The sequence below is a fragment of the Ruegeria sp. AB6 genome (genome assembly GCF_056542685.1).
The window spans coordinates 235,280-249,707 of sequence record NZ_JBQGAD010000005.1; the positions used below are offsets into that span (position 1 = coordinate 235,280).

Here is a 14,428-nt window from a genome sequence, read left to right on the forward strand (position 1 = left end):
AGGAGGTTTTTATGGCAGCAGTTGAAACAAAGCTCGAAGGTCAGGTTGCGCTGGTGAAAATCGACAACCCGCCAGTCAATGCGGCGGGGATTGATGTGCGCATCGGGTTGGTGAATGCGGTGCGCGAACTGGAGGAGGACGTTCGCGTCAAGGTCATCGCGCTTTATGCGGCGGGCCGCACCTTTGTGGCGGGCGCCGACATTCGGGAATTCGGCCAACCTCCGAAACAGCCTATGCTGCCTGAAGTTTGCGAAATCCTTGAGGCCAGCGCCAAGCCCATTGTCTGCGTATTGCACGGCACGACCTTGGGCGGCGGTCTTGAGATCGCGCTGAGCTGTGAGGCACGGGTCGGGATCAAGGGTCTTAAGTTGGGTCTGCCCGAGGTCAATCTGGGTCTTCTGCCCGGTGCTGGCGGCACGCAGCGCCTACCGCGGCTGGTCGAAGGGATGACCGCGCTGACCATGATCACCTCGGGGAAACCGATTTCCGCCGAGGCCGCGTTAGAGGCCGGACTGTTGGATGATCTGCAGGATGGCGTCCCGGCTGAGGTCGCTCTGGCCGCCGGCCGGCAGGTTTTGGACGGCGCGCTTACGCCCCGAGTAACGGCGCATCTTGAAAACCGCATAACCACTAACGATCTGGACGCCTTCCGCGCAAAGACAAGGGGCGAGGTCGCGGAACGTGCCTTGAAAGCGGCCGAGGCCAGCAACTTGCCGCTGTCTGATGGACTAAAAGAAGAGCGGCGTCTATTCACCGAGGCTATGGCGAGCAATGCCCATAAGGGCCTGAAACACGCCTTTTTTGCCGAACGGGCCGTTTCTCATATCCCCGAATCCAAGGCCGAGGCGCGGGATTTGCAAACCGGTGGGGTGATCGGCGGCGGTACCATGGGGTCGGGCATTGCCACTGCGATGCTTCTGGCCGGGATGCCGGTCACCCTCATCGAGATGGAAGAGGGCCGCGTGGCCTTCGCGCGCGATACGATAACCAAGAACCTCGAGGGTGCTGTGAAACGCGGCAAGCTGAACGCGGAACAGCGCGATGCGACGCTGGCGAAACTGACTTGCACCACCGATATGTCCGCGCTTGCCGATGTGGATGTGGTGATCGAAGCGGTATTTGAATCCATGGATGTCAAGCGCGAGGTCTTTGGCAAGCTGGATCATATTTGCAAACAAGGTGCTATTCTGGCGACCAACACTTCGTATCTGGATGTGAATGAAATTGCGGCCTCGACAAACCGACCGCAGGACGTGATCGGGTTGCATTTCTTCTCGCCCGCGCATGTGATGCGATTGCTGGAGGTTGTCGTCGGCAAAGACACCGCCCCGGAGATCGTGGCAACCAGCTTCAGGCTGGCGAAGAAATTGCGCAAGGTCGCGGTCCGATCTGCGGTGTGTGATGGCTTCATAGGAAACCGCATTCTGGCACATTATCGCAAGTCCTCGGCCTATATGCAGCTGGACGGGGCACCTTTCGAAAAGATCGACGCTGCACTCGAAGATTTCGGCTTTGCCATGGGGCCGTTCGCCGTGTCCGATCTGGCGGGGCAGGACATCGGATGGGCCACGCGCAAACGTCAGGCCGAGTTCCGTCCGGACGAAGAGCGCTATGTCGAGATTGCCGACCGAGTGTGTGAACAGGGTTGGTTCGGGCGCAAAAGCGGCAAGGGTTTCTATATCTACGACGGCAAAAATCGCAGCGTGAACCCGGCTGTGGCGGAATTCGCACAGGCCGAGCGGGAGGCTAAGGGTATCACTGCCCGCAGTTTTACCGATGCCGAAATTGTGGATCGTTATATGGCCGCGATGGTGTCCGAGGCCGCGCGGGTGGTCGAAGACAAGATCGCCCTGCGCCCGATCGACGTGGATGCGGTCTTTCTGTTTGGCTACGGTTTCCCGCGCCACTGGGGCGGTCCGCTGCAATATGCTGACATCACCGGGTTGGCTGTCATCGTGCAGCGGATCGAACAATATGCGCAGGAAGACCCCTATTATTGGCAGGTGCCCGCCCTGCTGCGCGAACTGGTCGAGGCGGGCAAAACCTTCAACGACCTCAACAAAGAGGGCTGAGCATGGACCTGAGTTTCACCCCCGAAGAAGAGGCTTTTCGCGCTGAAGTCCGCGCCTTTCTGTCGGAAAACCTGAGCCCGGAGCTGGTCCGAAAAGGCCGTAACTCGGAAAGTCTGACCAAAGAGGAAATGGAAGGTTGGCATGCCCGGCTGAATGCGCGGGGCTGGCTCGCTGTGACCTGGCCCACCGAATATGGCGGCCCCGGCTGGGGCGCGGTTGAGCGGCATATTTTTGACGAAGAATGCGCCCTCGCCAACGCCCCGCGCATCGTGCCCTTTGGCCTCAATATGCTGGGGCCGGTGCTGATCAAATTCGGCACCAATAAGCAAAGGGCTGAGATTCTGCCACGTATTCTGGATGGCTCAGACTGGTGGTGTCAGGGCTATTCAGAGCCGGGCGCTGGCTCGGATCTGGCCAGCCTGAAAACTCGCGCGGTGCGGGACGGGGGTGACTACGTCATCAACGGTCAAAAAACCTGGACCACGCTGGGTCAACACGCCAACAAGATCTTCTGCCTTGTGAGAACGTCGACCGAAGGGAAGCCGCAGGAAGGCATCAGTTTTGTTCTGGTCGATATGGATGCCCCCGGCGTTGAACTGCGCCCGATCAAACTGTTGGAAGGCGGGCATGAGGTGAACGAGGTCTTTTTCACCGACGTTCGGGTGCCGGTGGAAAATCTGGTCGGTGAAGAGAACAAAGGTTGGACCATCGCCAAATATCTGCTGACGCATGAGCGGACCAATATCGCGGGTGTCGGGTTCTCGACCCGCGATCTGGAAAAGCTCAAGGACTTGTCGCAGATGCTGGTGCGCGCGGGCAGGCCCTTGGCGCAGGATCCGTTGTTCGCCGCCGAAATGGCCGAGGTCGAGATTGATTTGGAGGCGTTGCGCGTGACGAACCTGCGGATGTTGTCGGCGGCCAAGGAAGGCGCGGCCTCGGGTACGCAAAGTTCGATGCTGAAGATCAAAGGCACGGTGATCCGGCAGCGGGTACTCAGCTTGACGCGTACTGCCCTGGGGGCAGCCGCCGCGCCGTTCCCCGTTGAAGATCTGCCCGAAAACGCGGTGACGGTGCCCGAAGACGCCCGGCGTGCGGCGGCGAGCTATTTCAACAATCGAAAACTCTCGATCTTCGGTGGATCGAACGAAATTCAGCGCAACATCATTGCCAAAGACCTGTTTGGAGGCTGACCTATGGATTTCAACTTAACCGAAGACAGGCAGATGTTGTCGGACACGGTGAGGCGCTATCTGGCGGATCAGTATGATTTCGACACCCGCTACGGCGTGCTGGACGCTGCGCCGTTCCATTCCCCGGCCAAATGGGCTGAACTCTCCGAATTGGGCCTGATCGGTGCCTTTGTCCCGGAACAGCAAGGCGGCTTTGGCGGCACAGGTTTCGACATCACAACCATATTTGAGGAGCTGGGCCGTGGTCTGTGCCCCGAGCCGATGCTGGCCGCGTTGATGTCGGCTCGCGCCGCCGCCGATTGTGGTGCTGCAGCCTTGGTTGAAGAGTTGGTCACAGGTGGAAAGCGGATTGCTTTGGCTGTGTTTGAACCGGATGCGGACAGTCTGGCGTTGATCCGCACCAGCGCAGACAAATCCGGCGATCACTGGGTGCTGAATGGTCGTAAATCGGTGGTCTATGGATTGCCTGGGGCAGATGGCGTGCTGGTCGCAGCACGCCTTGACGAGGGGCTTGGCCTGTTTCTGGTCGAAAATCCTGAAACCGTCGACTATGCGATGATTGACGGCGGTGGAGCAGGGGAGTTGATCCTCGACAGCGCAACCGCCATTTGCCTGAGTGAGAATGCCGTTGACATCATCGAATCCGCCCTGAACGCAGGTCGGTTGGCGTTATGTGCCGAGGCTGTGGGCGTGATGGAGGTGTTGGTCAACATGACGGTCGATTACCTCAAGCAGCGCACGCAGTTCGGGCGCCCGATTGCCAGTTTTCAGGCGTTGCAGCATCGTACGGTCGATATGGCCATCGAAATGGAGCAATGCCGCTCGATCACTATTCTGGCAGCAAGCAAACTGGGCTCCGACGCCGAGGCGAAGTATATCGCAATGGCCAAGAACCTGATCGGACGCGCAGGCACGATGATTGCAGAAGAATGCATTCAGCTTCACGGAGGGATCGGAATGACCTGGGAATATCCCGGCTCGCACTACGCCAAACGATTGATGATGATCGACCACCAATTGGGCGATCACTATGCGCAATTGCACCGTGTCATGGAGAGCTGATCCATGAGCGAGGCTGTTTTGTTCGAAGCTCGCGATGCGGTGCTGATCATCACCATCAATGAACCGGCACGGCGCAATGTTTTGTCGCGTCTGGTCTATGAACCGATTGAGGCAGCGCTGCGCGACGCTACCGCAGCTGAATCCGGCGTCCGCGCCGTGGTGATTACGGGTGCGGGTGGGTTTTTTTCTGCCGGGGGCGACTTGCGGATGCTCAAGTCCCGTCGCGAAATGACCCTGCCGGAGCGTGAGGCACAGATTGAATACCTGCACCGCATGATCCGGGCCATCCGTGCGTGCCCTGTCCCGGTGATTGCGGCTGTGGAAGGTGGGGCTGCAGGGGCCGGTGCTTCATTGGCATTTGCCTGCGACATGATCGTTGCTGCGGAAGATGCAAAGTTCACGCTGGCCTATGTCAAAGCGGGGCTAGTGCCTGATGGGGGTGGTTCGGGATTCCTGACCATGAACTTGCCACGTCAACTTGCAACCGAGATGTGCCTGACCGGCAGGCCTGTTCTTGCCCCGCGCATGTATGACGTAGGCGTCGTGAACCGGGTGGTTGTACCCGGTTCGGCGTTGAAACAGGCATTGGAGCTAGCACGGGATCTGGTCTCGGGACCGCCAGAGGCGCAGGCGGCGATCAAGGCGCTGCTCTCTGCCCCCGATACGGCCGAGTTTGAGGCACATCTGCTACGCGAACGCCGGGAGATGGGCCTTGCTCTGGGCCGGGACGAAGCGCTGGAAGGCATCCGTGCGTTTGTGGAAAAGCGTAAGCCGGACTTCACGAACTGAACCAATAGAAAATGACGGCAGAGACCGACAGAACGGTCAAACGAAAACGGGCGGGAGAATTCCCCGCCCGTTTTTTGTCTACCCGTAGACGATATTGGGTAACCACGTCACAACCCACGGGAACATCATACAGATGACCAATCCGACAATCTGCAGGAACAGGAAGGGCAGCGCCGCCTTGAAGATATCCGTCATCGGAATCGATGGTGGGGCCACGCCGCGCAGATAGAACAGCGCATACCCGAAGGGCGGCGACAGGAAGCTCATCTGCATGTTTACCAGATAGAGCACGCCAAACCACAGCACGAGATCGTTAGGGTCATCAAAGCCAAAGGCCGCAGCCCCCAGCGCCTTGATGATCGGCACAAAGATCGGAACGCACAGCAACAGGATGCCGACCCAGTCCAGGAACATCCCCAGCACCACCAGCAGGATTTGCATGACGATCAGAATACCCCAGGGCCCCAGACCTGCGCCTTGCATGGTTTCCTGCACGAATTGCTGTCCACCCTCCAACACGTAGAGACCCACAAAGATCGTGGCGCCGAACATGATCCAGATCACCATGGCCGAGGCTTTCAGCGTGGTCAGGCAGGCCTCGCGTACGGTGGGCCAGTCCAGCTTGTTGTGGATCGCGGCCACGATGAATGCGCCAAAGGTCCCAATACCAGCTGCCTCAACCGGGGTTGCAACGCCCGAGAAGATCACGCCCAGAACAATCACGATCAGCGCAATCGGAGCGGACATTTTGCCCAGCAGACGCATTTTTTCTCGGTTCGAGATGCGCTCGTCAACCGGGATTGGCGGGCCAAGCACCGGATTGATATAGGACCGCACCACCACATAGATGATGTACATACCCGACAGCATCAGGCCGGGAATGACCGCGCCGATGAAAAGCTCCCCAACCGATTGTTCGGCAACAACCGCGTAGATGATGGCCAGAATGGAAGGTGGGATCAGGATGCCCAATGTCCCCCCGGCCATGATCGAACCCATAGCGATCTTGGTGTCATAGCCGCGTTTCAACATGGCGGGCAGGGCAATGATCCCCATTGTCACCACAGCTGCGCCGATCACACCGACCATAGCCGCCAGAACGGTCGACGCAATAATCGTCGCCGCAGCAAGGCCGCCTTTCAGACCGCCAAGCACCTTGTAGATCACATCGAACATATCGTTGATGATCCCGGCCCGTTCCAGCATTGACGCCATGAAGATGAACAAGGGAATGGCGGATAGCTGATAGTTCGTCATCAGCGGGAAAATCCGGCTGGGTACGATATTCAGCGCACGCGCATCCCCCAGAACGAACAGAAACACACAGGCCAGGCCTCCGGTCACAAAGGCCAGCGGGAGGCCTGCCATTAGCAGAACCAGCAGCGAGCCGAACATTACGAGCGTCAACAGCTCGATGGACATATCAAGACCCATCGGTCAGTACCCCCGTGCAATCGTTCGGACGTCTTTGGATAGTTTCGACACCCCTTGCAAAATCAACAGAACCGCGCCCACGACCATCATCCATTTCATTGGCCAAAGCGGGATTTCCCATTCGTTAAAGCTGATTTCGCCCCAGCGGATGTTCGGATCGGTCCAGTCGCCGAAGGTCAGTGCGCCGAACATCTGGAAGAAGCTCATCTCGCCCCGCGCCCAGTCTGAGACGACGGAGTTACCGGTCGGAACGGCAATCGCGTCCATCGCGAAGATGTAGGATGTCACCAGGAGGGTTCCGGCGAAGATGAAGAAGAAAATCGAAGTGAACAGGTCCGCCCACGCGCGCTTCGGCTTGGTCAGCGGTGCATAGAAGATGTCCACACGCACATGGCTTTCGGTCAGCATCGCATAGGACCCAGCGATCAGGTACTGCATCCCGAACATCAGATACATGGATTCATGCGCCCAGTTGGTAGGGGCGTTGAACACGTAGCGGACGATCACCTCGTAGTAATAGACGAATACGGCAATCACGGCCCAATAGCTGACGAACTCACCTGCATAGAGAGACAGGCGGTCAATCCAGTTCTCGGCATAATCCTGATCAGCCTTACGGGCACCGGGGTCCATCTCCGCCGCGCGGGCTGCGGTTTCTTCGTCGATCTCCATCTCGGGCTCATGTGGATCCGCAGCCGCCTTGACGCGCGCACTGGCCACAAGGCGCGGCAGCATCAGCGCATCAATCGCCAAGAAGGCGAGGATCGTGAAGAACGCATAGCGCGCTACTGAGCTCCAGAAGGCACGACCAGCACCGGCAATTTCGGCCAGCGGTTGCGCCTCAGCCAGCGCTGCCTCGGATTCCGCAAGCCGTTCGCGCCCGGTCTCAATAGCTTTTTCCGCCCGATCCAAAGCGCGTTCTGCCCGGCGTTTTTGCAGCGCAGTGCCATTTTGCGTGGCCTCAGCGGCGGCGCGCAGATCTTCCAGCCCTTCTTCGGCAGTGGCGACCCGTTCGGTTTCGCGCGTGATCGTGCGTTCGGCCTGACGGACGATATTGACCGCGTTCGAGAATTCGTTGCGGGCCGTACGCTCTTCGCCATTGGCGAACAGGATCAGCAGGAAGACCGGTAGATAGACCAACCCCAGCAGGCTGCGCAGGTAGAAGCGGTGCAGACCCAGCATTCCCCCAGTGACAAGGATCAGATAGCCCAGCGGCAACCCATAGGTGCGCTGTTCAGGTTGGGCTTTGCGCGCCAGCACCATGGCCAGAGCCGGGAAAGCGATTAGCCCGACCCAGTATAGCCAGTGCGGCAGCGTGAAATCGACGCTCGGCATAGTACGTTCCGAATTCCAAAGAAAAGGCACGTCCGCGCGAAATTCGCGCGGACTTTTGATTAGGCTTCAGCGGATTACAGGTCCAGTGTATAGCCTTCGATCATTTCAGGCGTCACATAGCCCAAGGAACCCGACATCATGTAGTCAAGTTGGATCTTGAAGACACGCGCCGCGTCTTTGTCGCGGTTGGCATATTTGAACCAGATTGGCACGGCGACTTCGGTCATCAGCTCGACATCGTCCTGAGACAAGCGTGTGATTTCGGTGCCTTCTGCTTCGAACTTTTTCCAGGCTTCCTGGTCGGCGGCCTGAATGGCGGCGTGATGCAGATCGGAATAGACGTGAGTTTCCATTTCCACGAATTCCTGCATCTGCGGGCTCAGTTTGTCCCATGCGGCCTTGCCCACGGTGATGTCCATGATGTCGACCGGCTGATAGACCGACATGAAGCCCGGAGGACCCATCACAATATAGTCCGTCACCTGACTGAAGCCCAAGGCGTGGTTCACGGCCGGACCCACAAAGTCTGCCACGTCGATAGTGCCTTTTTCCAGCGCCGGGAAGATTTCCGAGCCCGGCAGAACGGTTGTTTCAGCGCCCAGCTCCGAGAATACCTCGGCCACCATACCGCCCGGCAGGCGCATTTTACGGCCCGCGAAGTCGTCAACCGACCGGATTGGAACTTTCGAGTGGATGATGTTCGGCCCGTGATGCACCGGTCCGACAAAGTGCAGACCCTGACGGCCTAGCAGCTCGCGTGCGATATCGATCCCGCCCAGGCCATAATAGAACGTGTCGTATTCATGCGGTTGCCGCAGACCCAGCGGGTACGAGCTGAGGAACACGGCGGCGGGAATGATGCCCTGATAGTAGATGGTGAACGGGTTGATGGCATCAAGCACGCCATTTTTCACCGCATCTGCCAATTGGAAATCCCCAACCACGTCATTGGCACCAAAGGCCTGGAAGGCCAGCTCACCGCCGGTTTTTTCTTCGATCGTGGCGCACCAGTCTTTGAAGGTCTGCAACCCGATTCCGCCGGGCCAGGATGTCTGGATCTTCCAAGTTGTGGTCTCACCTGCTGCGGTGGCGATATGCGGTGCAGCCAAAGTTGCCGCCCCGGCACCGGCAAGGGTGCGAAACGCGCTGCGGCGTGTAATCAGTTTATTGGTCATTTGATCCTCCCATAGATCATCACCATGCTTTCGCAGAAAACATGCTGATAGCTAGAGAGCATAGAGGAGACTTTAGGAATTGGTAATATTTTTTTTCCAATTTAGAAATCTCTCACCGTTCCGTGATTGCTCCAGCGAAAAAATACTGGCTGACTATTGGCTGGGGACGGTTAGTTTGTGCCAGTCGAGGTTGAATTTCTGCAGGTATTTCCGCAGCCTATCCGCATCGTTCTGCGTGCTGCGCTTTTCCCGTGAGACCGAAAACAACGCCCGACCCGCCGCGCTAAGATTGGGCGTGCGTTGACATGTTCGGATGACGTTCGCCAATTGCACCAGGTCGAAAGGATCAATGTCACGCGTGGCTGATCCCAAAATACCGCGCACCAGCGTCTCGTCGCTGTCTGAGGTCGAGGATGCCCAATCTTGTTGCAGCGCGGCTGTCTCATCCTCGACCATTGTTCGGGTGATCCGGCCCCGCGGGGCCAGTGTGCAGAGGCGTTTCACCAATCCGCTGAAGTCGCGGAAATTGCCCGGCCAATGGGTCGATGGGTTGGTGGCGAACTGTATGAACTTCTCGCGCGCGTCGATGTTGAAGCCGACCTGAATGCCCAGGCTGCGCTCCGACCGTGCGAGTTCATAGTGAAGGTTGGCCTCGATATCCTCACGCCGGTCGCGCAGGGCGGGCAATCTGAAGTTCCACATGCTCAGGCGGGCAAGCAAGTCAGGGCGAAAACGTCCCTCGGCCGTCAACGCGCGCAGATCGTGGCTGGCACCTGCGATGACCTGAAACCGGCTGGACACCTCGTGATCCGATCCAAGTGGGTAAAACCGTCCGGTCTCGATCGCGCTGAGCAAGATGGATTGCTCGGACCAGCCTAATTCATCAACTTCGTCCAGAAACAGGACGCCGCCATCTGCTTCACGCAGCAGCCCGCCACGTTCGGTCCCGGCCTGCCCCAGATAGCTGCGTCGCTGGCCGAACAGGGTGGCCAGCGCATCGGGGCCGTTGAGCGTGGCACAATTGACATGGACTAGTCGTCCCTTGACCCTGCGCCGATCCAGTTTGAGGTTGTAAATCCGCTGAGCCAATTCCGTCTTGCCGGTCCCGGTCTCACCCAGCAGCAGGATCGGTTCGTCGGAATTGCTCGCAACCAACTCAATCCGGTCGATCAAGGTGTTATATTGCGCGTTTCGTGTTTCGATCCCGCCTTTTAGCTGATCGCTATATTCACGCGAAAGCTGGTCGAACCGTTGCTGAAGGGCATTGTACCGGCTCAGGTCCAAGTCAATGACATCGAATTTCGGGGTTGGATCCTTTGGGCCGGGCGGGCCGGTTTGGATCAGCCGCGCCGGGACATGGCGACTTTCTGTCAGTAGGAACCAGCAGATTTGCGCCACATGCGTCCCGGTGGTCAGGTGTACATGATACTGCTCGCGATCTTCGTCAAAGCCATAGGCGAGAGCAAAGTCAAACAGCTTGCCGTAGACCTCTTGGAAGTCCCAGGGGTCATCCAGGTCCATCTGTTGCAGCAAGACCTCGGTCTCGGGCGATATCTCGGCGATCTCATGTTTGACCTGATGGGCGAGCCGGTTGAACTTGCGGTCGTGCAACAATTCGAGCCGATGCACAGGAAAATGATCATGCGATGTCAGGCTGGGCGTCGGCTTCCAGCGCCGTTTTTTGCCCATATCCAGCTGCGTACCAAGAAACCCGATGACCACATTCTTCACGATATATCCAATTCTATAATATAAGATACAAAAGTATAATATCGCGTGTTTAAGCGTATCGCAAATCGTCGATTACTATATTATAAACAACAGCTTATACTATTTTCACTTTTTTCTCTGCGCTTTGGCTGGACCATGAGAAAACATCCTCAAGACAAAACGAGGATAGGAAAATGGCGAACAAATCCGTGTTTGCATTGTTGAAAGGCCGGTTGCCGCCGAAAGCAACTGCGAAGAACGCCCATGGCGCGCTGGCTTTTGCATATTCAGATGCCCATGCTCTGGCGCAGGTCGCCGTGACGGGAACATTTGGCGGCATGTTCTATCAGTCGCCGCAGGAAGAGTTGGAATACGTTCTGGATGTGGCTGAGACCGTTGAGCCAAAGTACTTGGCGCAGGCTGCGATCTATGCCCGCCAGTCGGGGTACATGAAGGACATGCCTGCTGTCTTGTTGGCTGTTTTGGCCCGGCGTGATCCGGTCCTGTTTCGGGCGGCTTTCGCCCGTGTGGTCGATAACGGCAAGATGCTGCGCACGTTCGTGCAGGTTACCCGGTCGGGTCAAACGGGGCGTAAGTCTCTGGGGTCGGCACCGAAAGCGATGGTCCAGACCTGGTTGAACACCGTCTCTGACCGGGTGCTGCTGAATGCCAATATCGGGAATGACCCGTCTTTGGCGGACGTGATCAAGATGGTGCACCCGAAACCGGCCTCGGCCGAGCGGGAGGCGCTGTTTGCCTGGATCGTCGGGCGGCCGTGCAATCTGGCACGGCTGCCGCAGGCCCTGAGGGATTGGATCGCGTTTCGTGAAACCGGCAAGGGTCCGGTGCCGGACGTGCCGTTCCAGATGCTGACGCAACTGGAGCTGACGCAGGTCCAATGGGCGCGGATTGCGCGCAAGGGCTCGTGGCAGATGGTGCGGCAGAACCTGAACACGTTCCAGCGTCACGGCGTTTTCGACGTGACCCGCAACGTGGATCACGTGGCGGCTTTGCTGCGCGACCCAAAAGCCATCGCCAAGGCTCGGGCCTTTCCGTACCAGTTGATGGTGGCCGCGCAGAACGTGGTGCCGGATATGCCGCGCCTGATCGTGGACGCGCTGCACGACGCGATGGAGATCGCCGCGCAGAACGTACCGCAGGTTGCGGGGCAGGTGGTTGTGTGCCCAGACGTGTCGGGGTCGATGACGTGGTCCGTGACCGGGTATCGTCCGGGGGCGACCTCGGCCGTGCGGCATGTGGATGTGGCGGCGCTGGTGGCGGCGTCCTTCCAACGGATGAACCGCGGGTGTCAGGTGATGCCGTTCGATTTCGACGTGCGTGATGTGCGTCTGGAGCCGCGCGACACGATCCTGACCAATGCCGAGCGTCTGGCCGCACTGGCTGGAGGCGGGACGAACTGTTCCGCGCCGCTGGCCTGGCTGAACAAGCGCGGTCGCGCGCCGGATCTGGTGGTGTTCGTGTCCGACAACCAATCCTGGGTGGATGCCCGCGCTGGCGGTCAGGCGACAGCGATGTTGAAGGAATGGGAGGTGATCAAGCGTCGCAACCCGCAGGCCAAGCTGGTCTGCATCGACATCGCCCCATACGGGACCACTCAGGCGCAGACGCGTGCCGATGTGTTGAATGTCGGCGGGTTCTCGGATGCGGTCTTTGACCAGATCGCGGCATTTGCCAGCGGTCAAACCGGCCCGGATCATTGGGTCGCTGAGATCGAAAAGATCGATGTATAAACAAGGCTCGGGCAGTGCGCTGCCCCGGCCATCAGAACAACATCAGGCAGAATGCCGGTGGGACTACATCGCTGTTACCGATCCGCGCCCTGACCAGGGCGTGGTCTCATCACCCCTTGTCTGCCTGACCCGAACGAAAGGCATGTCTCGGCGAATGCCGGTGGAACTACAGATTGTTAATCTCCAGGTCGCGGGTTCGAATCCCGCTCGTCCGAGCCCCACGGGGGACGGACGGTAGCTCAGTTGGGTAGAGCAGGGCGTTTCACCAAACTCTTGTCGTCGAGACCCAAAACGAAAGGACACCCCCGGCGAATGCCGAAGGAACTACATGGCTCTAACCAGGGATAGGTCGAGCGGGTTCAACTCCCCTCCGTGCCGGCGCCCAGACGGCAAACGCATCTGCCCATTCAGATGCGGGGCGGGCCTCCCGAACTGTTTCTTCCCCACTTGTCGCCGGGGCCTGAATTTGAGTGAATATGATGATGGATAATACATTTGACCCCGTAACGGGCGAACACCTGAAAGACTGGGGACATCGCCCGGGCAAGCAATTCCCCGCCCTGCTGGCGCGCGCGAATGAGATGCGGGCCGAGGGCTTCGGTCTGGTGCGCATCCGGCAGGAGCTGGAGGGCGAGATCCCTGCGATCCCGCCAACAATGGACCTGCGCGCGCCCGGTGAGGTGCCGTTTCACGAGAATATCGATGCCAGTGACCCGGATGAGGAGGACAACGTCGAGAAAGTCCGCGAAACGATGACCGCGCTGATGCGGACCCCGACGATTGAGGCCGGGGCGATTATGCCCGATGCCTGTCCAGCCGGTCCGATCGGCACGATCCCGGTTGGCGGCGTCGCGGCGGCGCGCAATGCGATCCATCCGGGGATGCATTCGGCCGACATTTGCTGCTCGGTCATGATCACCGATCTGGGGAATGCTGACCCAAAGGCCGTGCTGGATGCGGCGCAGTCAGTGACCCATTTCGGACCGGGCGGTCGGCCGCAGGGCAAGCGCTTCACAACCTCGCTGAAACTGCTGGATGCGTTCCGTGAAAATCCGTTTCTCGACAACCCGAAATCGCTGCGTATGGCGCAAGAGCATATGGGGACGCAAGGCGACGGGAACCATTTCCTGTTTGTCGGCCGGTCGCGCAAAACCGGGCGGACGGCGATTGTGACCCATCACGGTTCGCGCGGGCCGGGGGCTGTTCTGTATAAGAACGGCATGACCGTCGCGCATCGCTTCCGCAAGGAGCTGTCGCCGGGTACGCCGAAGCAAAACTCCTGGATTCCGGCTGACACGCAGGAAGGGCGCGACTATTGGGATGCCCTGCAACTGATCCGCAAATGGACCAAGGCCAACCACAACGCGATCCATCAGGCAACGGTTGAGGCCGCGCGAGTGGGCGATGTCGGGGACCGGTATTGGAACGAACATAACTTCGTCTTCAAACGGGGCGATCTGTTCTATCACGGCAAGGGCGCAACCCCGGCGTGGGGTGACTATGCCGCGGACGCGACCGGGCTGACCCTGATCCCGCTGAACATGTCCGAGCCGGTGCTGGTCGTGCGCGGCAAGGATGCAGGTCACGGTCTGGGCTTCAGCCCACATGGGGCGGGGCGGAATTTCTCGCGTTCCGAACATAAGCGCCGGATGGGGTCGGTTACGCCGGATGAGATGCTGAAGGCGGAAACCGAAGGTCTGGATATTCGCTTCCATGCCGGTGGTGTGGACGCCTCGGAACTGCCGTCCAGCTATAAAAGCGCGGACAGTGTTGTGGCGCAGATCAAATCCTATGATCTGGCCGAGATCGAGGACTATATCGACCCCTACGGCTGTATCATGGCAGGTGATATGCCGCCTTTCTGGATGAACAGGAAGAAAGGCCGCCGCTAAAGCAAGGGCCGAAGTGTT

The 14,428-nt window shown here is 58.9% G+C and carries 10 protein-coding genes; 6 read left to right on the top strand and 4 right to left on the bottom strand.

Annotated features, from left to right (window positions below; genetic code table 11):
• The first annotated feature begins 11 nt into the window (after positions 1-11).
• Genes ACR0DB_RS12765 through ACR0DB_RS12780 form a run of 4 tightly spaced genes read left to right on the top strand, consistent with a single transcriptional unit; the run spans position 12 to position 5,113 of the window.
• Positions 12-2,072, top strand: coding sequence for a 3-hydroxyacyl-CoA dehydrogenase NAD-binding domain-containing protein (locus ACR0DB_RS12765; protein WP_480551334.1), 2,061 nt, complete (start codon positions 12-14; stop codon positions 2,070-2,072).
• Between the two features lie 2 nt (positions 2,073-2,074).
• Complete coding sequence (locus ACR0DB_RS12770; RefSeq protein WP_170773403.1) at positions 2,075-3,262, top strand: acyl-CoA dehydrogenase family protein; 1,188 nt, start codon at positions 2,075-2,077, stop codon at positions 3,260-3,262.
• A 3-nt stretch (positions 3,263-3,265) separates the two neighbouring features.
• The gene (locus ACR0DB_RS12775; RefSeq protein ID WP_480551336.1) at positions 3,266-4,324 is read left to right on the top strand and encodes an acyl-CoA dehydrogenase family protein; all 1,059 of its coding nucleotides are present in this window, start codon (positions 3,266-3,268) and stop codon (positions 4,322-4,324) included.
• 3 nt (positions 4,325-4,327) lie between these two features.
• Positions 4,328-5,113, top strand: a complete 786-nt coding sequence (locus ACR0DB_RS12780) for an oxepin-CoA hydrolase, alternative type (RefSeq protein ID WP_480551338.1) — start codon at positions 4,328-4,330, stop codon at positions 5,111-5,113.
• A gap of 78 nt (positions 5,114-5,191) precedes the next feature.
• Here ACR0DB_RS12780 and ACR0DB_RS12785 read toward each other — a convergent pair whose 3' ends face one another.
• The 4 genes from ACR0DB_RS12785 to rtcR all read right to left on the bottom strand — a co-directional run bounded on the left by ACR0DB_RS12785 (position 5,192) and on the right by rtcR (position 10,788).
• Positions 5,192-6,535 (bottom strand): TRAP transporter large permease, encoded by a 1,344-nt coding sequence (locus ACR0DB_RS12785; RefSeq protein ID WP_237215859.1) that lies wholly within the window; start codon positions 6,533-6,535, stop codon positions 5,192-5,194.
• A gap of 15 nt (positions 6,536-6,550) precedes the next feature.
• Positions 6,551-7,882 carry a TRAP transporter small permease subunit gene (locus ACR0DB_RS12790; protein ID WP_480551340.1) on the bottom strand — a complete coding sequence of 444 codons (1,332 nt, stop codon included), beginning with the start codon at positions 7,880-7,882 and terminating at the stop codon, positions 6,551-6,553.
• A 74-nt stretch (positions 7,883-7,956) separates the two neighbouring features.
• On the bottom strand, positions 7,957-9,057 hold the full coding sequence (gene dctP, locus ACR0DB_RS12795) for a TRAP transporter substrate-binding protein DctP (protein ID WP_170773413.1): 1,101 nt from the start codon (positions 9,055-9,057) through the stop codon (positions 7,957-7,959).
• A gap of 153 nt (positions 9,058-9,210) precedes the next feature.
• Positions 9,211-10,788 carry an RNA repair transcriptional activator RtcR gene (rtcR, locus tag ACR0DB_RS12800; protein ID WP_480551342.1) on the bottom strand — a complete coding sequence of 526 codons (1,578 nt, stop codon included), beginning with the start codon at positions 10,786-10,788 and terminating at the stop codon, positions 9,211-9,213.
• Positions 10,789-10,961: 173 nt separating this feature from the next.
• Between rtcR and ACR0DB_RS12805 the strand changes: the two genes are divergently transcribed.
• Both ACR0DB_RS12805 and ACR0DB_RS12810 read left to right on the top strand, forming a co-directional pair.
• The gene (locus ACR0DB_RS12805) at positions 10,962-12,518 is read left to right on the top strand and encodes a vWA domain-containing protein (RefSeq protein ID WP_480551344.1); all 1,557 of its coding nucleotides are present in this window, start codon (positions 10,962-10,964) and stop codon (positions 12,516-12,518) included.
• Between the two features lie 479 nt (positions 12,519-12,997).
• Positions 12,998-14,410 (top strand): RtcB family protein, encoded by a 1,413-nt coding sequence (locus ACR0DB_RS12810; RefSeq protein ID WP_480551346.1) that lies wholly within the window; start codon positions 12,998-13,000, stop codon positions 14,408-14,410.
• The last annotated feature ends 18 nt before the right edge of the window (positions 14,411-14,428 follow it).